Origin of the sequence: Pseudidiomarina piscicola (assembly GCF_902806985.1) — a bacterium.
Taxonomy (GTDB): domain Bacteria; phylum Pseudomonadota; class Gammaproteobacteria; order Enterobacterales; family Alteromonadaceae; genus Pseudidiomarina; species Pseudidiomarina piscicola.
Map to the genome: position 1 here is coordinate 44,830 of NZ_CADCXY010000004.1, position 25,333 is coordinate 70,162.

The following is a 25,333-nucleotide window of genomic DNA, read 5'->3' on the forward strand; positions in this document are numbered from 1 at the left end:
AGAAACAACCTATGCACTTTGGCATTAAACTCGTCGTTTTAACGGCATTGACGATCGCTACAGCATCTGGCGTTTGTGCACAGCAGTTCGAACAAGGCCGATCACTCACGCGTGCCGACGACTTCGCGGTTCTCAGCCATAAGGCGCGGATAGAGCCTGAGAATGCAATATTGCATGAGCGCATGAAGCAGTTGCTGCCAACGTTAATGGCGCAAGCTAATATCGATATGTGGCTAGTGATCAACCGTGAATATGCCGAAGATCCGGTCTACTTCACCTTGGTGCCCCAACCGAGTCACGCAGCAAGACGTACGACCATGTTAGTTTTCTCACGCAATAAAGATGGTACGGTGGAGCACCTCTCGGTTAACCGTTATCCACTGGGTGAACCTTATAAAACAGCATGGTCAGGTGGCAACCTTGCACAACAATGGCAAGCTTTAGCCGCACTTATCGAAGCGAAAAACCCTGACAGAATCGGCATTAACGTGTCTGAGCATTGGCCCGTTGCCGATGGCCTTACCCATGGCCTTCATCAACGTTTACTTGACGCGCTTCCTGACACCTATGAACAGCGGCTGGTGTCCGCAGAAGATCTTGTCGTGCGCTGGGTCGAAACTCGCACCGCAAAAGAGCTCGCCGTGTACCCCCAGATCGTTGCGCTTGCCCGTAGCGTGATCGCCGAGGCCTTTAGCAACAGAGTCATTACACCAGGTGTCACCACGACCGACGATGTCGCATGGTACATTAGGAATCGCTTCGCTGAACTACAACTACAGATTTGGTTCCAACCTTACGTTACCTTGCAACGTGCGGGGCACGGCTGTGATACCGAACAAGCGTTCTGTGGTCAAAGTGGGCATACCATTGAGCGCGGAGACGTGATCCATACCGATATTGGCATTTGTTACCTGAAGCTCTGTACCGATACTCAAGAACTGGGCTATGTTCTGCCCTTGGGGATGACGGAGGTGCCTGGCGAATTAAGCACCGCTCTAAGTAAAGGGAACCAATGGCAAGATCACCTCACCGAAGCATTTCAAGTGGGTCGTAGCGGCAACGAAATTCTCGCCGCTACCGTCGAAAAAAGTGAACAGCACAAGCTCAATTCGAGCACTTATACCCACCCACTAGGTTTTTACGGCCATGCACCTGGACCAACCATCGGTATGTGGGACAACCAAGGACCAACACCCGTGCGCGGTGATTGGCCGGTGTACGCAAATACCGCTTACGCCATTGAGGGAAATGTGAAAGTTCCACTAGATATGTGGGACGGTCAGAACATCCAGATCATGCTTGAACAAAGTGCATTCTTTGATGGTAAGAACGTTATTTACCTCGCTGGACGGCAAACGAAGTGGCATGTGATTCATTAATTTCATCGTTACAGGAAGGTTTAAATGTCAAATTCACTTACGACACTTTGTGTCTACTGCGGCTCAAGCCCGGGTTTTAGCCCAGTTTATCAAGATGCGACCTTGCAGCTTGCGGATCTGCTTGTCGCCGAAGGTATCACGCTCGTATTTGGGGGTTCTAGCGTCGGGCTGATGGGGATACTCGCCGATCGAGTCCTCGAACAAGGTGGCAAAGTCATTGGCGTGATTCCCCAGGCGTTGGTCGACAAAGAACTTGCTCACCAAGGTTTAACTGAGCTGCATGTCGTTGCTTCAATGCATGCCCGCAAGGCAAAAATGGCTGAGCTAGCCGATGGATTCATTGCTTTGCCCGGCGGCATGGGAACTTTAGAAGAGCTGTTCGAGATGCTTACATGGGCGCAGCTTGGCTTTCATCAAAAGAGCTGTGCGGTACTGAATGTCGATGGCTATTATGAATCTTTATTGAGCTTCCTTGAGGGGGCCACATCACAAGGTTTTATTCGCGACGAGCATCGTCACTTGCTACTCAGTCACGACCAGCCTGCACAGCTACTCGAACTAATGAGAGCCTATCAAGCTCCACAACAACCCAAGTGGATCACCGCCAGTGAAACCTAATCAAGGACTTTTTATGCGTAATCTTATCGTTTGTTTTTTTCTTGTTTTTAGTGGCTCAGCAGTGGCGCAACAAGCGCACCCTATCAGTGCGGAACAAAGCCAACAGGTAACGGCAGCTATCGACGCATTTTTGTATGGTGCGTCGATCAATGATGCGCAGGCGCATGCGAAATTTTGGGCACCCGAGCTTACTTACACGAGCTCGAACGGTACCCGCTTTGGTAAGCCTGAACTGATGCAGGGTATGAGTGAAAGTAATGCGCTCGCCGCTGATGAGGTGACCGCCTGGTACACCGCAGAAGATCTTGAGCTAAAGTCGTTTGGTAGCGCGATTATCGTTAATTTCACCTTGGTTTCGACCCAGGTTGCCGACCAGTCGCGCGAAACCTTTTTAAACTCAGGGGTTTTGGTGCAACGTAAAGACGGCTGGCAAGCGGTGAATTGGCACGCTACTCGCAGCGCACCAACTCAGCCGTAACGTAATCTACCAGCCATTCACACGCGGCCAAAACACCAATTCGTTTTGGTCAGGTACCACATAGCCGTCGAATTGGCTGGCTGTGGCACAGGCATGGTTGGGTAAAATACGCACTTTTGTGCCGACCTCAAGCTGCGGTAACTTGCTCTTACTGCCTTTTCGCAGTTCGACAACACCATGTTCTTGACTGGTACTGCTAACAATAAGATCAGGGTAAGGGGTGCCATCCATCGCACAAACCACACCATACCCTTGGTCGACCTCTTGATTAGCGGTGCCACGATCGCGAGACAATGCCATCCATCCCGCATCTGTCATAATCCAACCTTTATCGGGGCGGTGGCCAATCACCGTTGCCACGACACTTATTGCAATGTCGTCTAACTGGCAAACATGCAAGCCAGCCATAACCAGATCTTGGAACACATAAACGCCAGCACGTACTTCCGTGATACCTGTGAGGTCTTTGGCAAAATGTGCCGTTGGGGTGGAGCCGACACTTACTGTTTCACAGGGTAAGCCTGCGTCACGTAGGGCCTCACTCACTTTTACCGCAGTTGCCCGCTCGTGTTCAGCAGCTGCCTCTTTGGCTGCCTTGTCTGGGCAGTGATACGAGCCGCCGGCGTGCATTAAAATGCCTGAAAATTGCTTATTTTCTTGCAAAATACGTGCTATTTCGACGATTTTAGCATCACCTTCTCGTAACCCCGCGCGCTCACCATCACAGTCAATCTCAATTAACGCCGGTATCGACACATGATCGCGCTTGGCAAACGCCACCACTGCTTCTGCCTGGGCAACACTGTCTAGCAAAACTCGCAAGCACACGCCACCACGATGCAGCCGGGCGACCCGTGGTAATTTATCGGGACTGATTCCTACCGCATAGGTGATGTCGGTGAAGCCGTGCTCGGCAAAGTAGTCAGCTTCTTTAAGGGTCGACACCGTAATTGGGCCTGTTCCCTGGGCTGGAAAAAGGCGGCGCACTACGTCAATCGACTTCGCTGTTTTGACGTGCGGCCGCAGGGGCACGCCAAGGGTATCCATATGGGCTTGCAGGCGATCAATATTGGCGCGCATTTTTTCGGGTTCAAGTAACAGGTAAGGCGTTGTCAGTTCTGCTAAGTTCATCATTGAATGTTCACCTTCTACAGCCAAAAGTAGGAGAATTAGTCGGCTTGCTTTAGCGCCATGACCGCGATCGCGTTTTCATGCAAGCTACTTAAATAAATACGACCAGCTACCTCGGCGGCGCCAGTCACCTGCGCATAACTACCGGCAGGATCTTGTAGGTTCTCAACCACGTTGCCACGACTATCGATTGCGATCACATGACCATAGTTTTTCGCTTGTGGACGAATAAAGCTCGGTAAGCGCTGAATCATTTTACGCACATAAGGGTGATTTGAAAGACTATCTAACACCTCACTGCGCGGGCTAACTAAGCCCACCCAGAATTTACCATTTGGAGCGTCATTGATGTTGTCGGGGAAGCCTGGCAAGTTCTTAATTAAGGTCACCACTTCGCCATTGTTATGCGCGCCAATACCGATTTTTAAAATTCGATAGCTACCTGTCTCAACCACCAACAACCATTGCTGATCATGACTCACTGCCACGCCATTGGCAAAGTGAAGCCCGCCTTGCACCGTATAAGTACGCCCTGTTTTTGGCTGGTACGCTAACACGCGACCGTTGCCGCTATGTTCCATGATATCCAGCAAACTCGCCTCATAGGTACCCACGCTAGCAGCCGGAAACTTCATCGAGGCATCGGAAAAGTAAACAGTGCCATCGGCAGCGATATCAACATCATCGGCATAACGCACAGCCACTCCGTCAACTTCTGTGACTAACAGTTCGAGCCCTTTCTCAAGCGACCAATGCATCAGCCCCTGATAGGCATCCGCTATCCATAGCCCACCGTCGTCGTCGAACTCAAGCCCCAGAGGGCGGCCACCGGTTGTCGTCAAGGTGGTAAAGCTACCATCGGCTTCCAGGCGCAAAATATCGCCGCTTAGCACGCCAAACACTGGGCGCCCCTGCGCATCAATGGCAATATCTTCTGGGCCCACTGAATTCGGCAGTACATGCCGCTCAACTTCCTGTAAGCGTTGATTCGGCGTAAACGCACCCACATACCCCCGGTCACGAGGCGCATTCCACGCGCGCGGTTCAATCGTTACGGGCCACAACAACAGATAAGCCAACAGCACCAACACCACAAAAATAATCGAGTGTCGTAGCACATCCCCCAAACGCTGTTGCTTACTCATTTTTCCAGTCCTTTTAGAAAGTCTTGCACTCTTTTTGCGGTCTGTTCTGGCCGTTCTACCATAGGCATGTGACCTACCCCTTCAAGAATAGAGAGCTCACTGTGAGGTAGTTGTTGATGCCAAATGGTGGCGCTGGATACGTCCAGTAATTGATCAGCCTCGCCCCATACAATTAGCGTCGGAGCCTGCACTAAATTTAACCGCTGCTCAACCTGATCAAAATGACGAAAGTCTTCTGCTATTTGGGCGAATTGTGCTTTACGCTTTTCATATTCGGCGGCCATTCCTCGCAGCACGAACTCAGGCACATAGGGCGGCTCGGCCATCGTCATCGCATAAAAGGCTTTGAAGTCTTGCCACGACTTAATTAGAAACGGCGACTTACCTTGGCGAAATAGACGTTCGGCAGGGCTTGGCTCGGGGGCTTCGACCCCAGCAGGATCAATCACGACTAAAGCGCTTAAGCGCTGCGGGTAGTCTAAAGCGAAGTTTGCGGCAATTAGACCGCCCATGGAATTGCCGATAAACGTCGCTTGCTCAATAGCCAGCGCATTTAGCAAACCCTCAAGGCGCGCAGCCTGAACACTTGGCCGATAACTCCACTGCGGATCAAAACCTGTTTTACCATGTCCTGGAAGGTCAGGAATCAGAATATTAAAATCAGTACTCAGTTGATTGGCAAACCGCAACCACAACTCTTTCGATGCAGTGTAGCCATGCAACAATACTAAAGTAGGTGCATCAGCACTCGTTGCAGGGCGCTGATACACTGAAAACTGCACATCGCCGACGGCTATCGACTGCTCGTCAAAGCCATACAGGGCTGCCTCCAACTGTTGCGTATTATGGTACACCCATTGCCCAGTTGCGGGATGCCAGGTTGCGCCCCATAACAGAAGAACGATAACCCCCAACGTCAGTAAAAGCTTTTTCATTGTTGTTCTCCGTCACGAAACTGATGATGTTGTGGTTTAAAACGTTGCGCCAGCAGCCGGTAAACAAAACTAAAGCCAGGAAACATTGCGGTTACTTTACCACTTTTACTTTGATACCAGCTTTCACAGCCACCGGTTTGCCAGACCGTTTTGGCCATTTCACGATGAATCATGTCGGTGTAGGCCTGCTCCGCTTGCTCGGTGACTTCGATGCTTTGTTTTTGCCGGCGCTGCAGCTCTTCAAGTGCGCGCATGATGTAATACATTTGCGATTCAATGACGAAAATAGCTGAGGTGTGGCCAATTCCTGTGTTTGGCCCGGTGACTAAAAATAGATTTGGGAAGCCCGGCATGGTGGTGCCCATGTACGCGCGTGGAAAGTCGGCCCATGCTTCGTCTAAACGCTTTTGCTCGCGGCCTATCACGTCAAAACCGAGAGCCCCGTCGGTCGCTTTAAAGCCTGTAGAGTAGACCACGAGATCGAGCTCTAGCTCAGTACCTTGGGCCGTCAGGATCCCGTTTTCGGTGAAACCCGCAATACCATCAGTTTTGATATGCAAAGTGACATTATCACGAGATAGCGCCGGATACAGCGTGTTTGACACGATGATACGCTTACAGCCGATACGATAGTCAGGGGTTAGTTGACGGCGCAGCTGTGCATTTGGCACTTGCTTTTTTAAGTGTTTAAGCGCTTCTCGCTCGGCAAATACTTTCATCAAGGTTTTGGAGTATTTGAACGCCAGCACACGCCATTCGAGAGTCCAGTAAATTGATTTACGCAACAACTGATAAAAGAAGTTAATTTTTAATAGCCGTTGAAATCGCGGAGAAAACTTACGATCGGGGCGTGGCATTACCCAATGCGGTGACCTCTGAAACACATGCAACTCGGCCACCTTGTCGGCAATCGCCGGAATCACCTGAGCGGCACTGGCACCACTGCCGATCACCGCAACTTTTTTGCCAACGTAGTCAACACTGTGGTCCCACTGGTTGGTATGAAAGCTCTTGCCTTTGAAGCTGGCACGCTGCGGGAAGTCGGGGATCATTGGGTTACTTAACGGACCTTGAGCGCTAATCACTGATCTGGCAAAGTAAACGCCATGGTCCGTGGTAATTTGCCAACAGCTTCGCTCTTCAAGCCACCGAAGCTCGGTCACGGTGCGATTTAAATGCACTTTATTAGCCAGCTCATGTTTCGCTAAAACGTGCTTGGTGTAGGCTTCAAGTTCAGGTTGTGCAGCAAACATTTGCGACCACGGATAGGGTTCGCTTGCCAGCGAGTACAAAGGTGATGGCACATCAACCTGGGCTCCGGGATAAGAGTTTTGGCACCAAGTGCCACCCATAAAGCCGCGGCGCTCAAGCATTAGAAAGTTGTTAATACCGCGCTTTTTAAGCTGCAAAGCAGCAGATTGGCCACCAAAACCGGTACCAATAATAATGACCTCATAATTCCCTTGAGTAACCACCGTAAGCGCCTATTTATTGTTAGTCTTTATAGGTTTAAATTAACGGTTTTACGCAATATATTCTACACTTGATGGAAATAATCATCGTTTTTAGGCTGTTGCAGATTTATGTCGAATAAAAGTCAAACAAGCATTTGTGAAAGTAATTTCCGTAAACTCTGTGACGATAACCAAGCCATGTCGATTCAAGGCTACGATGCTGAAGGCAAGGTGGTTTATTGGAATTCGGCATCAGAAAAAATGTACGGCTATTCAGCGGCAGAGGCGTTGGGTAAAACTTTATACGAGTTAATTATTCCAGCGCCAATGCAAGACGACGTGAAAGCCGCCGTTGCATGGATGTTTGAACATCGTGAAGGGATTCCTGCTGCGCGACTCGACTTACAGCATAAATCCGGCAGCCCGGTCCCCGTTTATTCAAGTCATACCGTGGTTGAGGTCGCCGATCAACAACCCATTATGTTTTGTATGGACGCCGACTTGCGGGCGCTGGAAGTTGTCGAAGCGGAAGTACAACGACTCTCATACTTTGATTCACTAACCGAACTTCCCAACCGCCGTTTGCTGCTTGAGCGACTCGATGGGCTGACTAAAGCGCCTGTACTCGAGCGTAATATCAGCGCTCTCATGCTAATTGATATTGATAATTTTCATAGTATCAATGATAGCTTAGGCTTCGATATTGGTGACCAGGTTTTAACTCACTGCGCTAAACGGTTAAAAAAGCTGTCGGACACCCAAGATGGCTTAGCGCGGCTAGGTAAGGACGAATTCATTTTCGTCTACTCGGACTTAGGCCAAGACATGGCGCAAGCGGCGACCCAAGCAGAACAATGTGCTCGCTGTATTTTAGAGGCCTTACACCACCCAATTACGCTCAACAAATCAATCCACAAGCTGAATGTACGTATTGGTATAACACTCTTTGGCCATTCGGGCCGTGTTGCTGGAAGCACGCTTATTAGCCAGGCGGATATCGCTTTAAAGGCTGCTAAACAGCAGGCCGATGACAATATCAGCTTCTTCGATCGCACCATGCAAGATGCCCTGCACCAGCGCCTAAAGCTATCGCAGGCCCTTAACCATGCTATTGCCGAGCAACAGCTGTCTATTGTCTACCAGCCGCAAGTGGATAGTCAGCAGCAGTTGCTAAGCTGCGAGGCGCTGCTCCGCTGGGAACACCCCGAGTTCGGTACCGTTGCTCCGGCAGACTTTATTCCTATTGCGGAAGCCAATGGCAGCATCGTGGAGATTGGTGAATGGGTGCTAGAGTCATGTGTGCAAACCTTGGTAGAGTGGTCAAAGCAACCTAAATTTGCTGATTTATCATTGGCCATAAATGTCAGTGCTATGCAATTTCGTCAGACTAATTTTGTTGAGCGCGTACAACAGTGTATCGAACGTTCCGGCGTCGATCCCACCAAGCTGCGCTTCGAATTAACCGAGAGCTTGATGGCCGATGACATCGGTCGCATTACGCAACAAATGACACAATTACGAGCTTTGGGCATTTCATTATCACTTGATGACTTTGGCACGGGCTATGCGTCACTCGCTTATTTAACGCAACTGCCCCTTGATGAACTAAAAATCGATCGCGCGTTCGTAAATGATCTGGAGCATGACGGCAAAGGTGCATTGCTGGCCAAGACTATTATTAGCCTTGGCCAAAGCATGAACTTAGCGGTTATCGCCGAAGGCGTTGAAACACAAGCACAATTTTTACGACTGCAAGAGCTTGGCTGTGAGCTTTTTCAAGGGTATCTCTTTGGCCGACCCAGCCGCACCGTTTCGCCTCCTTGAGTTACGCCTCGCGCTGGGGCAAGTAACGCATCGTCAGGGTAGATAGCCCAAGTAAGACCGTCGACACGACAAGGCAGGCAATGAAGCCAAAGCTTTGATAGATCCAACCTGACAGTACGGTGCCAACTAGGCGCCCAGCCGCATTCGCCATGTAATAGAAGCCAACGTCCAACGAAACACCATCGTTTCGAGCATAGGAAACAATCAAAAAACTATGCAGCGAAGAGTTCACCGCAAACAAGACACAAAACGCACCCAGCCCAAGCATGATACTGGCAGCAACAGGCCATTGCTGCCACAACGCAAAACTCAACAACAAGGGGCTCAAACTTAGTGCAGCGCCCCATGCCAATGCTTGTCGGCGTGGGCTTAAATCAGCATTTCGCGTTAGCTTCGGTGCACCGCCTTGCACGAAACCATAACCGATCAGCCACGCTGCGAGAAAGCTCCCCACTTGCCAATGATTCCAGTCGAGCTGACTGGCAAGAAACACCGGCAACGCCACTACGAACCAAACATCTCGCGCTCCGAAGAGCAAAAAACGCGCCAGCGACAAAACATTAATGGGCTGACTTTTTGACAGTAGGTCACTGAATTTAGGTTTGTAACGTGAGCGCCCTGTCTCTTTAGTTAAATAAACAAGACTCACCGCCCAAACCATGGCGAGCATGAGCATCATCGCTAACATCGCACCTTGGAAGCCTAACCACGTTAGCAACACACCCCCGAGAAAAAAGCCCACGCCCTTAAGCGCATTTTTCGAGCCCGTGAGCAGTGCGACCCATTTATATAAGCGCCCTTGTTGCTGGTCAGGAACGAGCAATTTTATGGTGCTTTTGGCACTCATCTTATTGAGGTCTTTGGCGATGCCGGACAATGCTTGCGCGGCCATCACCCAAGCCACCGTTAACAAGCCATCAGGAAGCAACAGCATACCTAAGGCGGCCACCTGTAAACCTAAGCCAATATTCATCGAGCGATTTAAGCCCCAGCGCGACCCTAACCAACCACCGAATAGATTCGTCACAACGCCAAAGAACTCGTAAAACAAAAACAGCATGGCGACTTCGAGCGCACTGTAGCCGAGCTGATGGAAATGCAGCACCACCAGCATTCGAAGCGCCCCGTCGGTTAACGTAAACGCCCAGTAATTGGTCGTTACCAATAAGTACTGACGTACCGCCGACGATAACTGACTTAGCATGCACCTACCTTCGCTACTAGTTCTACCGCACGGTTGGCATAGCCCCATTCATTGTCATACCAAGCATAAACTTTTACATGAGTGCCGTTAATTACCCGCGTTGACAATGCGTCGACAATACTTGAACGAGGATCCGTACGATAATCAATCGATACTAAAGGCCGCTCTTCATAACCTAAAATCCCTTTCAGTTCACCGGCCGCTGCTTCTTTTAGTAAGTTGTTCACTTCCTCGACACTGGTCGCGCGTTCCATTTCAAACACACAGTCTGTCAACGAGGCATTGGCAAGAGGCACCCGTACCGCGTGGCCATCTAAGCGCCCTTTCAGCTCTGGGAATATTTCAATAATTGCCGTTGCTGATCCGGTCGATGTCGGAATAAGGCTCTCGCCACACGCGCGTGCCCGACGCAGGTCTTTATGCGGCGCATCTATAATGGTTTGCGTATTTGTCACCGAGTGAATGGTGGTTAGTGAGCCATGCTTAATACCAATGGCCTCATGCAACACTTTCACCACAGGTGCCAAGCAATTCGTGGTACACGAGGCAGCAGTGATAATTTGATGCTGAGCGGGGTCAAAAAGATAGTCATTCACCCCCAACACTAGGTTCAGCGCTCCCGGCTCTTTCACTGGTGCCGACACCACCACGCGTTTGACGCCTTGGGCTAAGTAATCATTAAGTAGTTTGACTGTTTTCATCTTGCCCGATGCTTCAAGCACAATGTCACAGGCACTCCAGTCGTTCTCTGCAATGCTTTGGTGCTGGGTGAAGGCTAGACCTTTGCCGCCAACACTTAGTCGTCCGTCTGCCGCGCTGACCTCTCGCGACCAGGTTCCATGTACCGAGTCGAATTTAAGTAGATGAGCAAAGGTTTCCGCACTGCCGCCTGGGTCATTGACCTGAATCACTTCTAGGTCGTCACGCTCTGCTGCTAAACGCAGCGCTAAGCGGCCAATACGGCCTAAGCCGTTGATACCTATTTTTATCGTCATAGCGTTACCTTGTAGATGCGATGTTGGATGTTCTGTTTTGGTTCAAGCACATAGCGACTAGCTAACATCGAACATCTTTGGTTTGCAACTCCAACTTTAATATTGGCGCGATTTAACTTAAACTTAACCAGTTACTAAAAGTCGCTTAAAAGGCCACACGATGACCAGCATGGACCGCAACGTAGGAACCCACGATCGACCGCAATTTTGGCGTGTCGCACAGCGCTGTTGTTTAATTGCAGCGAGCGTTGATATCGCGTTCTTTGCTATTTTTCTTGTTCTAGATTCGCCTATCTTAGCCTGGGTAAATGTCATTAGTGTTGCAATGTATGGTTTTGCACACTTCGCCTACGGACGGCGCTTAAATTGGCTAGCTGGGTGGCTCGTATGGACTGAGGTTTTGCTGCACGCAGCGCTTGGTATCATTCTTATAGGATGGGACAGCGGCTTCCATTACTATTTGCTTATGTTCATACCGGCACTCGCCGTTACCATGACCGTGCAGCTTGCTGTCATTGCATTGATTCTGCTATGGCTGTACTACGTCGGGCTTTATGCAATTGCCCTGTACTACCCACCCATACAACCTATCACTGAACCAGCCTTGATAGGCGTCAACCTGTTTAATCTAACCATCGTGTTTTCGATGTTTAGCTATTTGGGCTTCTTTTATGTACGCACGGTGAGCTCAGCTCATCGCAAGCTGAACCGATTAGCCAGTACCGACGCGCTGACACTACTGCATAACCGACGCCATTTAACCGAGCTGGCGGAAACCGAAATCACTCGCGCCGAACGCTATCATAAACCGTTAACGCTGCTACTGATCGACATCGACCACTTCAAACTGATCAACGACATTTTTGGTCATGTGAAAGGCGACGAAGTGCTCCAGCATTTGGCACAACTTATTCGTCTTGAGCTGCGCCAACACGACCTTATTGGTCGCTGGGGCGGCGAAGAGTTCTTAGTTGTTTTGCCAGAAACAGATATTAACACCGGCGAACAAGTAGCTGAACGCATCCGTGTCGCCATCAGTCGTTATGACTGGAGCCAGAACCTGAAAAAAGATCTCGCTGTTACTTTAAGTGTCGGGCTCAGCCAATTAGGCGAGAATGAAACACTGACGCGTCTTATTAACCGAGCCGACAAGGCCCTTTATGCGAGTAAGTCGGCAGGTCGTAACCGTGTAACGGCGCTGTAAGCTTAGTTAATAATACAGTCGCCGCCTTGCGCTTTGGCTTTATATAGCAGTTTGTCGGCACGCTGAATCAGCTCCCTTGATGTTTCTCCCGGGCGTATTTTAGTGTAGCCGAAGCTCGCCGTTAACACTTTACTCGCCCGTCGGCTGTGTGTGTGGTCGATTGCCAGTTTGTGAATACGTTGCTGCAGCTGCTGCAAACGTTCTTCAACCTCTGCTGCGGTCTCAGCACGGCAAAGCATCGCTAGCTCTTCTCCACCAAAGCGATAGGTGCGGCTTTGTTCAACGCTTTTGAACAACTGACCAATGGCGATCAGAGCGCGATCGCCCGCCTCATGACCGTAATTGTCGTTAAAACCTTTGAAATCATCCAAATCTGCCATCACAAAGAAACAGCTGACATCAGGATTAGCCAGCACATTATCGATATCTAACTGCAGTGAACGACGGTTTAAAAGCTCGGTTAAGCCATCAAGGTGCGCCAGCTCATCGAGCTTGCGATTGGCCAAGCGCAGATCATGGGTACGCTCATCAATACGCTTTTCGAGTTGTTCGTTGGCCGCCACAAACCGGCGCGCCATGGTTCTGAAGGCACTGAGAACTTGTTTCACTTCGCCGTAACCACGCATGCGCTCAACGCTTTGCTGTTCAATTTCGTGATAGTTCTTCTGGTCAACTAAGGCGGCCACGTGCGCTAATTGGGTCAGCGGTCGTGATACTTCACGCCGCACAAAGTAAGTCATGGTCAGCAATACTGCCACCACCAGCGCCACACCAATTAACGCGATAAGTAAGGGCAAAGACAGTGCTTGGCTGGTGATCATGGCTTTTGGGTAAACCGAAAAATACCACCAGTTAGGCGTACCGAGGTGTTGCACCAAAATTAAGTAATCGTCGTCTAAGTCATCCCAAATTTGTTGCCCTTGAACCGTGTCTCCTTGCAAAAGCCGAGCGGCTATTTCTTGATAAAGCGGGTCATCATAGGTTTCGGGGGTCAGCGTGTCTTGTCGCTCGGGACGCTTCTTTATAAGGGTTGAACTACTAACCAAGGCTCCTGTTTCATTGAGTACGTAGGTTTCAACATTCTCACCCTCGGTTTGGTTCAAGGTTTCGTTCAATTGCTGCAAGCCAACGTCAAAACTCGTGTTAATCAGATGCTGGCCGTGTAAATCTAATGGCTGCTGATAGGTGATGGTCCAGTAGCCCGACGAATGATCATGGTACAACCCGGTCCAAATTGGTGTTCGGCTTGGGTTTTCATGTTGCAAGGTCGAACGAACCGTCGAGTAGTCCGTAATCACTAAGTCTTTTGCTGCTTGACGCCCCCACGGATCATCCAGTGAGTATTCGGCCAAACTGTTTTCTGGGAACGAAAAATGAGTGTTCGTTACCTGCTTACGCCAAGCCGGTGCCATCTCGCTCAGCACGATGACACTAATCACCAAACGCGCTTTGTATTCGTCGGACAAAGGCCGAGGCCCGGGGCCCACAAAAACGCTTAATCCGCGAAATAAACGGTCATCGATCTGGGTGCCTGAGAAAAAACGTTCTTGCAGACGAAAAACGCCTGGCGAGGTTTCCTCAAACCACTTTTCAAAGCGACCAATTATTTCTGGGTTTCCAACAAAAGCTTGATAACGATCAAGATACGCCTGGCTCAAAAGTTCCGCTTGAGCTTCAACAGCTTGCAATTGCGCTTGATTCGAGCGAAGCTTTTCGCCCACTTGCTCCTGAAGTTGCTGCACCACCGACTGCTTCGCCGACGGGTAGGTGTTCCAAAATACAAGTGAGATGGTGGCCAGCAAAAGCACCACTGAAACGCTGATAACGTGCCACAAAAGCCGGGTCGTTAGCCGTTTCCTTGGTTCTTCGCGTCGTTCGGTATTAGGTACTGACATAAATAGCTCTTAACGCAACGTTAGTTAAAGGTTAACCTTTTACGGATTATTCGTCACCCTTTTGTTATGCATTAAACACGAGGTCATTATGGCTCTGCATCAAATTCAACACCCTTTAATTCAGCATAAACTCGGACTGATGCGCGCAGCGGGTATTTCCACCAAGAGCTTTCGCGAATTAGCCAATGAACTCGGTTGCTTACTGACGTATGAAGCCACCAAGGATTTTAAGGTAGAGGCACACAGCATCGAAGGTTGGGACGGCAGCACCATTGAAGTGCAGCGACTCAAAGGCAAGAAGGTCACCGTAGTTCCGATACTACGGGCGGGTATCGGCATGCTCGATGGGGTGCTTGATCTCATTCCCAGCGCTAAAGTCAGCGTGGTTGGCTTGTACCGTGATGAAGAAGCCCTTGAGCCAGTTGCTTATTTTGAAAAGCTCGCGGGTGAAATGCAGCAACGTACAGCGTTGGTGATTGATCCGATGCTCGCGACCGGGGGCACCATGATCGCCACCCTTGATATGCTCAAGGAAAAAGGCTGCAAAGACATTCGAGTATTGGTGTTAGTTGCCGCCCCAGAAGGGGTAAAGAAAGTGACCGCTGCGCATCCCGATATTCCGATTTATACAGCTGCTTTAGACCAAAAGCTCAATGAACATGGCTACATTGTGCCGGGTCTCGGTGATGCCGGCGATAAGATTTTCGGTACGCGCTAAGTGATCTTTACCTTGACCCATGGACTACACTAATAGGTACATTCGCAAAAAATGTTGGAGGCGCTAAATGAAACGCACCGCAAATGCACATTGGGAAGGTGGCTTAAAAGACGGCCAAGGTACTGTATCAACCGCTAGCGGCGTGCTCGATAAGCAGCAATACTCGTTTGGCACACGCTTTGAAAACGGCAAAGGCACCAACCCTGAAGAACTTATTGGCGCAGCGCATGCCGGCTGTTTCTCGATGGCGTTATCAATGGTGTTGGGTGAAGAAGGCATTACCGCCGAAAGCATCGATACCGAAGCCACAGTGAAACTCGAAGAAGACGATGGCGGCTTTGCCGTAACCCACGTGCATCTCGACTTAAAAGCACGTATTCCAGGCTGCGACAAAGACCAGTTCGAAAAGGCCGCGCAAGCAGCCAAAGAAAACTGCCCAATCTCAAAGCTCTTTACTGCTGAAATTACCTTAGATACTGCGTTAGAATCATAGCCATCATTGGTTTAAAGCAGTAAATTTGGAGTTTTAATGGTTGCGCTATCTGTACTCGATCTAGCCCCAATAACGGCTGAAAGCTCAGCGAAAGTGTCGTTGCAACGGTCAACTGAGCTGGCTCAGCATGTGGAAAAGTTAGGCTACCAACGCTTTTGGATGGCTGAACACCACAACATGACGGGTATAGCTAGCGCTGCAACCGCAGTAGCTTTAGCACACATCGGTAGTCGTACTGAATCGATCCGTATTGGCGCGGGTGGCATTATGTTACCCAACCACGCCCCACTCATCGCCGCAGAACAATTTGGCACCTTAGCAGCCCTTTATGGCGACCGAGTTGATCTTGGTTTGGGTCGCGCCCCGGGCACTGATGCAGCGACTCTTCGAGCCTTGCGCCGTACCTACAACAGTGCTGACCGGTTTCCCGACGATGTGCAAGAATTACTCGATTACCTCGACGACCCCAACCCTGCGCAACAAATCAAAGCGGTTCCGGGAAGTGGTTCGAAAGTGCCGGTATGGATTCTTGGCTCTAGTTTATTCGGCGCGCAGCTCGCGGCAAAATTGGGGCTACCCTATGCATTTGCCTCGCACTTTGCGCCCGATCACCTGCAAGCGGCTCTGGAGACCTACCGTCAGCAATTCCGCCCGTCAAAGTATTTGGCTGCGCCGCACGCCATGGCTGTGGTGAATGTATTTGCCGCAGACGACGAGCAGGCCGCCAAACGCATGAAAAGCTCTATGCAGTTGCAGTTTATTGCCTTACGCAAAGGTAACCCCGGCCCCTTACCCGCCCCCGTAGACGCCATCGAAGAACAGGTCGACCCTATGGCTTTAGCGGCGGCGAATCATGCATTGAAGTACACTGCTTCGGGAACACCCGAGCAAGTGCACACCTATTTAGATGATTTTGTTGCTGCAACCGGTGTGGATGAATTGATGCTGACCTGCCATGCCTATGACCATCAAGCGCGCATGCGTAGCTTCGAGATCGCAAGCGGTCGATTAAGCTAACTTAATCGCGGTCACGTTTTCCGGTGATCATCGGGCGTATCAAGGCGATACGTCCGCGCCAGCCAACCCAAACAACGGCAGCCACATGTACCAAAGCAAAACCGTAGAGCGTATTCGACAGCCACGCATGAACGGTTTCTAGCGTCGAATTACCGAACAACGCATCGATTTCTTCCATCATGAAACCGGTAACGCCAAGCCCCACAAATAGCACAATCACCGCCATCACCATCAGCCAGCCAAGCGGGTTATGACCGCTCTGCTTAGGAACAGCTCGTTGTTTCAGGTGAGTAAAATGCTGCTGAAGTGCCTTGCGACTCAAACGCATAGTGCGAAATGAGCCATACCCCTTATCAATAAAGCCCCAGCCAATGCGCAGCAGCACCGCGGCCAGAGCTCCATAACCCACCCATTGATGAATCTGACCGCCAGCGTCCACTACAAAATAATTAATAGTGAACGCGGCCACCAGCCACCAATGGATAAGTCGAATCAGCGGATGCCAAATCCGCAGGGGTTGATCAGAGTTAGTGTGTTTCACTCTTAATCACTTTCCCGTCAACAGGGTTAAAGTAGACCTCGACTTTGTTGCCGTCTTTGTCGGTGCCGTAAATCTCGTAACAGTTGCCTTCGGTCACCTTAAACTCATTGATGTCGTAACCTTGCTCGACTAACTGCAACTGAAACTCAGCTTGGTCTTGCCAATCACTCATCGGTGCCACCGTGCATTGCGTCACGTCTTTGGCCGGACTACACGCCGCCACCAAACCTACCGTCATCACAACCATTGCAAACATTGAATAAGACTTCATCGCATTCTCCTAATTAACTGAATTACCGAGCTAACTTCACTCACCCTCAGCATAGCCTAAACCACCACATCCCGCACACCCACCCCAGAGGGGGCAGCCCCTACATTGTAAAGATGTCTTCCCAGAGGGGGGCTGCCCCCTCTGGTGTCTTTTATATCGGAAGTGGTATTAATGTGGTGGATGCGCTATATCTAATCGTATATGACTATATTTGTTTACGTATATATGGGGTGGTGGACATGCGAGTTGATGATGCGAATGAGTTAGGGGCGGCTATTCGGTTGGCGCGTAAGGAGCTGGGCTGGTCGCAGGCTTTTCTGGCTGAGCGGGTTGATACCACTCAAGCGTTAATTTCAAAGTTTGAGAATTCCGGCGACGGCCGTATTGATACGCTGCTGCGCATTACCGATGCGCTTGATCTGCAATTGCTGCTATTACAAAAGCGCGAGAGCCCACTATGGGATTAGCACCCGTCATTCATCGTCGGTGCGCGCAATCACCTCAAAGTCGCCATCACTGTGTTGCGTGATCATTACCTCGATCGGCTGACAGCAGATTTGGCAATCGACGATTTGCTGTTGCCCGACATCATGCTCGGCGTCAATTTCGATACTATTTGGCGCCATGCAATAAGGGCAACCAAATTCTGCTTCGTAGGTTAAAGACATTAGCTACCTCGCAAAAATTGAAATCGTGGTACCTGCTCGCCGTCCACCGTTACGCTTTCGACAAACATCGAAAAGGGTCGCACCCAAAGTTTTCGCTCGCCATACAGCGGCCGATAAAGTACCAACACTTCTTCTGTTTCTGAGTGCCGCACCGTATCAATCACTTCATACTCGGGCCCTTTGTAGTGTTGATAGATTCCTGATTTTAACTGCTGCATCGCGTGATTCCATTAAACTTTAGAAGTAGTTATAGTGGGAGTATTCCTACACAGCATAGCACGTGAGAACGGTGTATCGCGTCGTTAAGGATCACACAATGAACAGCATCTTCGTTTCCGGCGCTGCCGCAGGCATCGGCAAAGCAACCACACTGCGTTTCCTTGACGCTGGATGGTTGGTTGGCGCCTATGACCTCGATCAAAAAAATCTCAAGCAACTAGTTGCGCAGGTAGACGAAGAGAAGCGTCAACGCTTGGTCACAGGCACTCTCGACGTGACCGATGAGCTGTCTTGGCAGCAGGCCCTTGATGACTTTTGCCAACATACGCAAGGCCAGCTTAATCTACTTTACAACAACGCAGGTATTCTTCACTCAGGCCCTTTTGAAAGCATCTCGCTAGATGCGCAGCAGTCGATGATAGACGTTAACGTGAAAGGGCTGCTAGCAGGCTGTTACCTGGCACTACCCTTCCTTGAAAAGGCCGCCAACGAAAGCGGTAGCGCTCGTGTAATCAATATGAGTTCGGCCAGTGCTATTTATGGACAACCGAACCTCGCGATCTACTCCGCCAGCAAATTTGCTGTGCGTGGCATTACCGAAGCACTCGACCTCGAGTGGTCGGCAAAAGGTATTAAGGTGATGGATGCCATGCCGCTATTCGTCCGCACCGAAATGGTCACCGACATGCAAGGCCACACCATTCAACGATTAGGGGTACGCCTTACGCCTGACATGATCGCCGATACCATTTATACCATGGCGCACTACCGCGGCAGTCGCGTTCACTGGTACGTGGGACGCCAAGCTAAACTTATGGGCATCGCCAGCAAATTATCACCTAGCTGGCTGGTGCGGCTCAGCAACAAATGGATCGCACGCTAGCGAGCGCTTATGGACAAAACCATCACCTATTATTCAAAACATGCAGAATCGTTGCGCGAGCAATACGATAGCCTCACCTTCGAGCAGGTACATGGTCACTGGCTGGCCGAGTTACCCAGCGAAGGCATGGTACTGGATGTGGGCGCTGGCTCAGGTCGTGACGCGCGTCACCTAGCTGCGAAAGGGCTTAACGTAGTTGCGGTAGAGCCTGCTGACGGGCTTCGTGAGCAAGCGCAGCGGTATCATGCCGGGCCACCCATTCATTGGCTCGACGACAGCCTACCAGAGCTCAGCCGAGTTCATAAGCTGCAGACCAAATTCGATCTCATACTGCTGAGTGCGGTATGGATGCATATTCCAAAGTCACAGCGCCAACGCAGCTTCCGCAAACTTAGCTCGTTACTGAAGCCCAATGGCAAAATGGTGGTTTCGTTACGTCATGGCGCTAGCACCGACGAGCGCACTATGCACTCAGTGTCTGCCGACGAACTGGCGCAACTCGCACAAAACTATGGCTTAAGCTATCAACTGCTTACCTCACCTGACGACCAACTTCAGCGCCCAGAGGTGCATTGGGAAACTGTGTTGCTGCGTCTGCCAGATGATGGCACCGGTGCGTTTCCACTGATCCGTAATATCGTCGTCAATGACGCCAAAGCATCTACCTATAAAGTCGGCCTATTAAGAACACTTCTGCGCATCGCCGAGGGTCACCCCGGTGCCGTACTCGAACAAACTGAACACCAAGTATCGTTGCCGATGGGGTTAGTCGCACTCTACTGGTTAAAGCTCTATAAACCCTTACTCGACCATTACGATATTCAGCAAAGTACTAGTCCTACAGGGTTGGGGTTCGTGAAAGCCAATGGCTGGGATAAGATCCGTAGTATTAATAGCAACGATTTTTATATCGGCGCCTGCTATCTTGACACCACTACCGCGCAAGATATTTACCGAACCCTTAAAGACATCGCTTCGGTGATTAAGAACATGCCGGCGCGGTATATCACATTGCCCGGGACTAAAAATGAAGTCTTTCACGTTGAACTTGAGCGCACCCAAAAGCCCTCAGGACCGCTCGTTTTAGACCATTCGTTTCTTACCTCGCTAGGTCGCTTCTATGTACCCCGTGATATTTGGGATGCGCTTGCACGCTTTAGTATCTGGATTGAGCCAGCTCTCGTTAACGAGTGGAGCCAACTTATGGCCAGCTACCAGAGCAATCAAACGCGGTTTTCCGCGACTGATTATTTACAGGCCCTGAGCTGGGAACATCCAGAGCGCACAACAAGCCGTGTTCGCAAGCGTGTCGAACAAGTACTTCAATCCGACTCGGTGCAGTGCTGTTGGTCGGGGCGCGCCATTCAACGTTCTGACTACGCCATCGATCATGCCTTCCCATTTGCGCGATGGCCGAATAACGACTTGTGGAACCTACTTCCCACAAAGCCAACGATCAATTCGGCAAAATCAGATAAACTTCCGTCGACCCAAACCTTGAGGCACGCGAAAGAGCTTATTTTGCATTGGTGGCGCCAAGGTTGGGGCGAAGCTCAACAAGACGAGTTCTTCACGCAGGCAAACTTCGCCTTACCGAACTTATCGCCTAAAAATAGAAACTTTGATGATGTTTTCGAAGCCTTTGCGCTACAACGCGACCGCATTAAACACCTTCAACAGCTGCAAGACTGGCAGAACAACACTTAACAAAGAGGTTACTCCATGGCACGCGCTCACGCCTTACACATTTTGGTCAACACCCAAACGGAAGCCACTGAACTAAAAAAGCAGCTCGCCGCCGGCAAGAAATTTAGTGATCTAGCGCGTAAGCACTCACTTTGCCCCTCTGGCAAGAAGGGCGGTGATCTAGGTGAATTCCGTCGCGGAGAAATGGTACCTGCGTTCGACAAGGTTGTATTTGGCAAGCCCACGCTCGAAGTGCATGGGCCGGTAAAGACCAAGTTTGGCTGGCATTTGATTAAGGTTTTGTCGCGAGGCTAGCTAGTAACTTTAATGTCCCGATATAACCTGGCACACTGAAAGCGACTTTCCGAACTACGGTTATATCTTATGACTCAGCTTGATTACTATCTAACGCAACTTAGTAACGTACGCCCGTTTAAAAGAGCTGGCTCGAAAAGCCCTCATAAAGCATGCTTGTTATTTGCGGTCATTGATTTAATTCAAGATGGGCTTTTGGTTACGAACAAAATTATTCTCGATGAATCATTAAAAAGTCGATTTGCTTGGCACTTTAATCGATTAAAAACAGATAAAGATAAATTAGATATCGCAAAGCCGTTTTTTTACCTACGCTCGTCGAGCTTCTGGCACCACAAACTAAAAGGCGGTCAAGAAACGATATATGAAAAAATAAAAACGCCATCAGAGCGGCTAATATATGGAACTATTGAGTACGCGTATATAGATGATCAGTTATTCCGCTTTATACAAGATTACGCCAAAGCACGTAAACTTCGACATGCATTATTTGAAAACGTGGATAGTAATGAAGAAAGCTTTAAGCATTGGGCGATATCAATCGGAAAATCCGAGTCGACCGCCAGTAAATATACAAATGCGTTGAAAGGAACCATATCAAAGCTACTTATATCGGAAGGCGACTCCCATCGTAACATTTTTGACATCACCGACTATTTTGACGTCGCTCGATTAATTAATAAAGCAAGCGAAATACGCGAATTCCAAGAATATAACTACCGTGGTAACGGGATGTATTCTGCAGCCCTAAAACTATATCGCTCATACTTAGATCAGGTCTCAGATTCGCAGTTGGAAGTCGATGTAGCTGAAGTGAACACTAATAGTGAGCTAACAGAAACGACGAAACTTCGACTCATTCAAGCTCGCCTAGGGCAGGGTCTTTTTCGTCAAAGACTTTTAACCCAGTGGAACGCTCGATGCGCAGTTACCGGATACTCAAATATCTCGTTACTTATGGCATCCCACATTAAACCATGGTCAATTAGCACTAGCGCAGAGCGGCTTGATCCGCACAACGGTCTGCTTCTAACCCCAAATTTGGACAAGGCTTTTGATCTTCATTTCATATCGTTCACAAATAAAGGCAATATTCTTATCTCTGATGAACTAGGTGACTATCACTCTCTGGGATTCGATAAAGACATGAAAATAGCCATAAACGACTTTCATAGCGCATACCTTGCTGAACACCGAGAAAGATATTTTGAGAAGTTGATATAGCTACCGATGCTGATCAATCAGTATCACATTTCCATCAGGATCACGCAGCGTGAAACTCCCGCGACGGTCTGGTCCATCTAAGTTGGTGTTAGATACTTGAACTCCAGCGCTCTGAAGTAGCTGATGCAGCTCTCGGATATCGGTAAACGGCTCAGTTTCTTGTCCAGTTTGATCCCAGCCCGGATTAAAGGTCAGAATATTTTCGTCAAACATCCCCTGAAACAAACCGAGTACATGCTCTCCGTTTTTAATTATGGCCCAACCTTGTTCGCTGTGGTTAACCATAGGTTTGAACCCTAGCTTTTCGTAAAAAGCCAAAGACGCTCTGATATCTTTCACTGTAAGACTTACTGAAAATGCACCTAAGTTCATAATACTTCCTCCCCCGTCTCTCTATTTTTAGAATGAAATAGCCAAAAACTCCACAAACGCCCGCGCCTTTGCCGATAAATTGCGGTTCGGCGTGAACACCGCCCAAATACCTTCGCGGGTGTCGCGATAGTTGGCAAGAACCTCAACCAGCTCGCCACTATGCAGGCTTTCTTGCACATAGTAGTCGGGCAACTGCACCAGCCCTAAGCCAGCTTTGCACGCGTTTAGCAGCGCTAAGCCAGAGTTGCAGCGAATGCGCCCCGACACCCGCAGTGAACGCTCGTTACCTTGCTCCCGAAAACGCCAGTAGTCCATGGCACTTATCAAACACTGGTGCGCAGCCAGATCATCAAGGTGTTCAGGTGTGCCATGCTGCGCCAAGTAGTCTGGGCTTGCGCACACATAAAGCTGCCGGTCGCCCAAGCGTTTGGCAATCAGCGATGAGTCTTTAAGACGCCCCAAGCGTATGGCGATATCGATACCATTGTCGACCAAGTCTAGGGTTTGATTGGTAAGATTGAGATCCAGGCTTACCTGCGGGTAGTGTTTAAGAAATTCATGCGCCAGCGGTGCAATATGTTGCTCACCAAAGGTTACCGGAGCCGTTACTCGCAGCAACCCTTTGGGTTCGCGTTGCATTTGCATCACCGCCAGTTCAGCTTCTTCAAGGCCCTCAACCAACTGCTTGCATTGATCAAAGTACAACTGTCCCGCCTCGGTAAGCGCAACGTTGCGGGTCGTGCGATGCAACAGCTTCACGTCGAGCCGTTGTTCCAGCGCCGAAACCTTACGGCTCACTTGTACCACACTGGTACCCAGCTTTTTCGCGGCCACAGTAAAGCTATTCACTTCGGCAACAGCCACAAACTCAGATACCCCTTGCCAGCCGGCCATAGATACTCCCTATTTGATTTCTTCGTCGTTGGTTTGACGCTATTATTTCATATATGTAAAAATCATTTTCATTTTAGACGGATTATAAATAATTAAAACTTCTTTAAAGTACTAGACTATCTATTCAGGTCTAATTTATAAGGATTCCCGAGATGCCACTTGAGCTAAAGCCAGGTCAAACCTCTATTAAATCAAAAGCTGCAGTCGCATGGGCTGCCGGCGAACCACTAAAAATGGAAGAGCTCGACGTTGAGCTTCCCAAAGCCGGTGAAGTGTTAGTTCGCATTGTTGCCACTGGTGTCTGCCATACCGACGCATTCACCCTGTCGGGTGATGACCCTGAAGGTATTTTCCCTGCCGTGCTTGGCCATGAAGGTGGCGGTATTGTAGAAATGGTCGGCGAAGGCGTGACCAGCGTTGAAGTGGGCGATCACGTAATACCGCTTTACACTGCCGAATGTGGTGAATGTAAGTTCTGTACCTCTGGTAAAACTAACTTATGCCAAGCGGTTCGCGAAACCCAAGGTAAAGGTTTAATGCCCGATGGCACCACTCGTTTTTCTAAAGAAGGCGAGCCTATTTACCACTACATGGGCTGTTCAACTTTCTCTGAATACACCGTATTACCGGAAATTTCATTAGCGAAAGTAAACAAAGATGCACCTCTCGACGAAGTGTGTTTGCTGGGTTGTGGCGTTACTACCGGCATGGGTGCGGTACTCAACACGGCAAAAGTTGAAGAAGGCGATACTGTGGCTATTTTCGGCCTTGGCGGTATCGGTTTATCGGCAATTATCGGTGCGCGTATGGCGGGTGCTAGCCGCATCATCGGTATCGATATTAATGACAGTAAATTCGAGCTCGCCAAACAGTTAGGCGCAACCGATGTGGTCAACCCCAAAGAGCACGATAAGCCGATTCAAGAAGCGATCGTCGACATGACGGACGGCGGTGTTGACTACTCGTTCGAATGTATTGGTAATGTCGATGTGATGCGTTCAGCCCTTGAGTGCTGTCATAAAGGCTGGGGCGAGTCGGTTATTATTGGTGTGGCCGGTGCTGGGCAAGAGATCTCTACCCGTCCATTCCAGTTGGTTACCGGCCGCGTATGGCGTGGCAGTGCCTTCGGTGGCGTCAAAGGCCGCTCAGAGTTACCCGGCATTGTTGAGCGCTACATGGCAGGTGAATTTGGCCTACAAGAGTTCATCACGCACACCATGGGCCTTAACGACATCAACGAAGCCTTTGACCTAATGCACGAAGGTAAAAGCATTCGTTCAGTGGTAATGATGGACCGTTAAGGGGTCAGATCAGAGCATTCCGGGGGTAGCCATAGCGCTACCCCTTCTGCGGTCTTGTCCATGAGGCCAAACGACTTACCAATATTGATACCAAAACCAACACTTCCCGTTTGTCGACCCACGCCTGAGCCTACGTATACCGAATCATCGCGTTGCTCACCGGTTTTTCTTAGTAATACGCCGTTAGCGCCCACCGCCGCAGCAGCTTCGCGTAAGCGTCTTAACGCGGCATCCATCTTGGCTTGGTCGCTAAAGGTAAACGACGCATCGCTGGTTGCGGTTAATAGCGCAATGGCTTCAGAACACGCCGGCTTTTCTAAATAAACACTCACTTGGTCGGCTGTGAGCGGTGCCCGCGCCGTACCGATCATATTGGTGGTCGTGGGCGAGGCACACCCCGCAAGGGTCACCACCGCAAGTATCACTAGTCCGCGAACATAAAGCCCCATAACCACCTCGTTGCATTCAC

The 25,333-nt window shown here is 49.8% G+C and carries 28 protein-coding genes; 14 read left to right on the top strand and 14 right to left on the bottom strand.

From position 1 onward, the window contains the following. Positions 1-11: 11 nt before the first annotated feature. From PSI9734_RS08575 to PSI9734_RS08585, 3 genes are read left to right on the top strand one after another with little or no spacing between them, the layout of a single operon-like run. Positions 12-1,379, top strand: coding sequence for a M24 family metallopeptidase (locus PSI9734_RS08575; RefSeq protein WP_173920711.1), 1,368 nt, complete (start codon positions 12-14; stop codon positions 1,377-1,379). 24 nt (positions 1,380-1,403) lie between these two features. Then, positions 1,404-1,997, top strand: coding sequence for an LOG family protein (locus tag PSI9734_RS08580; RefSeq protein WP_173920712.1), 594 nt, complete (start codon positions 1,404-1,406; stop codon positions 1,995-1,997). A 13-nt stretch (positions 1,998-2,010) separates the two neighbouring features. Continuing rightward, a complete protein-coding gene (locus PSI9734_RS08585; protein ID WP_173920713.1) occupies positions 2,011-2,475 on the top strand; it encodes a nuclear transport factor 2 family protein in 465 nt (154 codons plus the stop codon). A gap of 6 nt (positions 2,476-2,481) precedes the next feature. On the opposite strand, the gene PSI9734_RS08590 is transcribed toward PSI9734_RS08585, so the two are convergent. From PSI9734_RS08590 to PSI9734_RS08605, 4 genes are read right to left on the bottom strand one after another with little or no spacing between them, the layout of a single operon-like run. Further along, complete coding sequence (locus PSI9734_RS08590) at positions 2,482-3,609, bottom strand: alanine racemase (protein ID WP_246194854.1); 1,128 nt, start codon at positions 3,607-3,609, stop codon at positions 2,482-2,484. Positions 3,610-3,644: 35 nt separating this feature from the next. Further along, entirely contained in the window at positions 3,645-4,751 is a 1,107-nt protein-coding gene (locus PSI9734_RS08595; RefSeq protein ID WP_173920714.1) for an SMP-30/gluconolactonase/LRE family protein, read from the bottom strand. Next, positions 4,748-5,686 (bottom strand): alpha/beta fold hydrolase, encoded by a 939-nt coding sequence (locus PSI9734_RS08600; RefSeq protein ID WP_173920715.1) that lies wholly within the window; start codon positions 5,684-5,686, stop codon positions 4,748-4,750. Before PSI9734_RS08600 ends, PSI9734_RS08595 begins: the two co-directional genes overlap by 4 nt. After that, positions 5,683-7,161: a flavin-containing monooxygenase gene (locus PSI9734_RS08605; protein ID WP_173920716.1), complete on the bottom strand. Its 1,479-nt coding sequence runs from the start codon at positions 7,159-7,161 to the stop codon at positions 5,683-5,685. Before PSI9734_RS08605 ends, PSI9734_RS08600 begins: the two co-directional genes overlap by 4 nt. 108 nt (positions 7,162-7,269) lie before the next feature. Between PSI9734_RS08605 and PSI9734_RS08610 the strand changes: the two genes are divergently transcribed. Continuing rightward, positions 7,270-8,964, top strand: coding sequence for a sensor domain-containing protein (locus PSI9734_RS08610; RefSeq protein ID WP_173920717.1), 1,695 nt, complete (start codon positions 7,270-7,272; stop codon positions 8,962-8,964). 1 nt (position 8,965) lies between these two features. On the opposite strand, the gene arsJ is transcribed toward PSI9734_RS08610, so the two are convergent. After that, positions 8,966-10,168 carry an organoarsenical effux MFS transporter ArsJ gene (arsJ, locus tag PSI9734_RS08615; RefSeq protein WP_173920718.1) on the bottom strand — a complete coding sequence of 401 codons (1,203 nt, stop codon included), beginning with the start codon at positions 10,166-10,168 and terminating at the stop codon, positions 8,966-8,968. Further along, complete coding sequence (locus PSI9734_RS08620) at positions 10,162-11,163, bottom strand: ArsJ-associated glyceraldehyde-3-phosphate dehydrogenase (protein WP_173920719.1); 1,002 nt, start codon at positions 11,161-11,163, stop codon at positions 10,162-10,164. Before PSI9734_RS08620 ends, arsJ begins: the two co-directional genes overlap by 7 nt. 160 nt (positions 11,164-11,323) lie before the next feature. Here PSI9734_RS08620 and PSI9734_RS08625 point away from each other — a divergent pair, with 160 nt between their 5' ends. Further along, a complete protein-coding gene (locus tag PSI9734_RS08625) occupies positions 11,324-12,367 on the top strand; it encodes a GGDEF domain-containing protein (protein ID WP_246194856.1) in 1,044 nt (347 codons plus the stop codon). A 2-nt stretch (positions 12,368-12,369) separates the two neighbouring features. Here the strand turns inward: PSI9734_RS08625 and PSI9734_RS08630 are convergent, their stop codons facing one another. Continuing rightward, a complete protein-coding gene (locus PSI9734_RS08630; protein ID WP_173920720.1) occupies positions 12,370-14,262 on the bottom strand; it encodes a GGDEF domain-containing protein in 1,893 nt (630 codons plus the stop codon). Between the two features lie 88 nt (positions 14,263-14,350). On the opposite strand from PSI9734_RS08630, the gene upp reads away from it, so the two are divergent. The 3 genes from upp to PSI9734_RS08645 all read left to right on the top strand — a co-directional run bounded on the left by upp (position 14,351) and on the right by PSI9734_RS08645 (position 16,490). Further along, positions 14,351-14,980: a uracil phosphoribosyltransferase gene (gene upp, locus PSI9734_RS08635; protein WP_173920721.1), complete on the top strand. Its 630-nt coding sequence runs from the start codon at positions 14,351-14,353 to the stop codon at positions 14,978-14,980. A 67-nt stretch (positions 14,981-15,047) separates the two neighbouring features. Next, positions 15,048-15,473 carry an OsmC family protein gene (locus PSI9734_RS08640; protein WP_173920722.1) on the top strand — a complete coding sequence of 142 codons (426 nt, stop codon included), beginning with the start codon at positions 15,048-15,050 and terminating at the stop codon, positions 15,471-15,473. Between the two features lie 36 nt (positions 15,474-15,509). Beyond that, positions 15,510-16,490, top strand: a complete 981-nt coding sequence (locus tag PSI9734_RS08645) for an LLM class flavin-dependent oxidoreductase (RefSeq protein ID WP_173920723.1) — start codon at positions 15,510-15,512, stop codon at positions 16,488-16,490. Position 16,491: 1 nt separating this feature from the next. On the opposite strand, the gene PSI9734_RS08650 is transcribed toward PSI9734_RS08645, so the two are convergent. Then, on the bottom strand, positions 16,492-17,031 hold the full coding sequence (locus PSI9734_RS08650; RefSeq protein ID WP_173920724.1) for a cytochrome b/b6 domain-containing protein: 540 nt from the start codon (positions 17,029-17,031) through the stop codon (positions 16,492-16,494). Further along, entirely contained in the window at positions 17,018-17,302 is a 285-nt protein-coding gene (locus tag PSI9734_RS08655) for a PepSY domain-containing protein (protein WP_246194858.1), read from the bottom strand. Before PSI9734_RS08655 ends, PSI9734_RS08650 begins: the two co-directional genes overlap by 14 nt. 239 nt (positions 17,303-17,541) lie before the next feature. Here PSI9734_RS08655 and PSI9734_RS08660 point away from each other — a divergent pair, with 239 nt between their 5' ends. Further along, positions 17,542-17,769 carry a helix-turn-helix domain-containing protein gene (locus PSI9734_RS08660; RefSeq protein ID WP_173920725.1) on the top strand — a complete coding sequence of 76 codons (228 nt, stop codon included), beginning with the start codon at positions 17,542-17,544 and terminating at the stop codon, positions 17,767-17,769. A gap of 6 nt (positions 17,770-17,775) precedes the next feature. On the opposite strand, the gene PSI9734_RS08665 is transcribed toward PSI9734_RS08660, so the two are convergent. Together PSI9734_RS08665 and PSI9734_RS08670 are read right to left on the bottom strand one after the other, a co-directional pair. Continuing rightward, complete coding sequence (locus tag PSI9734_RS08665; protein WP_173920726.1) at positions 17,776-17,970, bottom strand: zinc ribbon domain-containing protein; 195 nt, start codon at positions 17,968-17,970, stop codon at positions 17,776-17,778. Continuing rightward, positions 17,970-18,188, bottom strand: coding sequence for a DUF1653 domain-containing protein (locus PSI9734_RS08670; RefSeq protein ID WP_173920727.1), 219 nt, complete (start codon positions 18,186-18,188; stop codon positions 17,970-17,972). The genes PSI9734_RS08665 and PSI9734_RS08670 overlap by 1 nt, the downstream gene beginning before the upstream one ends. A gap of 98 nt (positions 18,189-18,286) precedes the next feature. On the opposite strand from PSI9734_RS08670, the gene PSI9734_RS08675 reads away from it, so the two are divergent. From PSI9734_RS08675 to PSI9734_RS08690, 4 genes are all read left to right on the top strand, one after another. Further along, on the top strand, positions 18,287-19,072 hold the full coding sequence (locus PSI9734_RS08675) for an SDR family oxidoreductase (RefSeq protein WP_173920728.1): 786 nt from the start codon (positions 18,287-18,289) through the stop codon (positions 19,070-19,072). A gap of 9 nt (positions 19,073-19,081) precedes the next feature. Next, the gene (locus PSI9734_RS08680) at positions 19,082-20,779 is read left to right on the top strand and encodes a class I SAM-dependent methyltransferase (RefSeq protein ID WP_173920729.1); all 1,698 of its coding nucleotides are present in this window, start codon (positions 19,082-19,084) and stop codon (positions 20,777-20,779) included. A gap of 15 nt (positions 20,780-20,794) precedes the next feature. After that, the gene (locus PSI9734_RS08685; RefSeq protein WP_173920730.1) at positions 20,795-21,073 is read left to right on the top strand and encodes a peptidylprolyl isomerase; all 279 of its coding nucleotides are present in this window, start codon (positions 20,795-20,797) and stop codon (positions 21,071-21,073) included. 69 nt (positions 21,074-21,142) lie between these two features. Further along, the gene (locus tag PSI9734_RS08690) at positions 21,143-22,297 is read left to right on the top strand and encodes an HNH endonuclease (protein ID WP_173920731.1); all 1,155 of its coding nucleotides are present in this window, start codon (positions 21,143-21,145) and stop codon (positions 22,295-22,297) included. On the opposite strand, the gene PSI9734_RS08695 is transcribed toward PSI9734_RS08690, so the two are convergent. Further along, positions 22,298-22,669, bottom strand: a complete 372-nt coding sequence (locus PSI9734_RS08695; protein WP_173920732.1) for a VOC family protein — start codon at positions 22,667-22,669, stop codon at positions 22,298-22,300. It lies immediately after the preceding gene. A gap of 27 nt (positions 22,670-22,696) precedes the next feature. Beyond that, a complete protein-coding gene (locus PSI9734_RS08700; RefSeq protein WP_173920733.1) occupies positions 22,697-23,563 on the bottom strand; it encodes a LysR substrate-binding domain-containing protein in 867 nt (288 codons plus the stop codon). 152 nt (positions 23,564-23,715) lie between these two features. Between PSI9734_RS08700 and PSI9734_RS08705 the strand changes: the two genes are divergently transcribed. Further along, positions 23,716-24,864 carry an S-(hydroxymethyl)glutathione dehydrogenase/class III alcohol dehydrogenase gene (locus tag PSI9734_RS08705; protein ID WP_173920734.1) on the top strand — a complete coding sequence of 383 codons (1,149 nt, stop codon included), beginning with the start codon at positions 23,716-23,718 and terminating at the stop codon, positions 24,862-24,864. Here the strand turns inward: PSI9734_RS08705 and PSI9734_RS08710 are convergent. Further along, on the bottom strand, positions 24,861-25,313 hold the full coding sequence (locus PSI9734_RS08710; RefSeq protein WP_173920735.1) for a hypothetical protein: 453 nt from the start codon (positions 25,311-25,313) through the stop codon (positions 24,861-24,863). The two genes, PSI9734_RS08705 and PSI9734_RS08710, sit on opposite strands and share 4 nt — an antisense overlap. Positions 25,314-25,333: the final 20 nt, after the last annotated feature.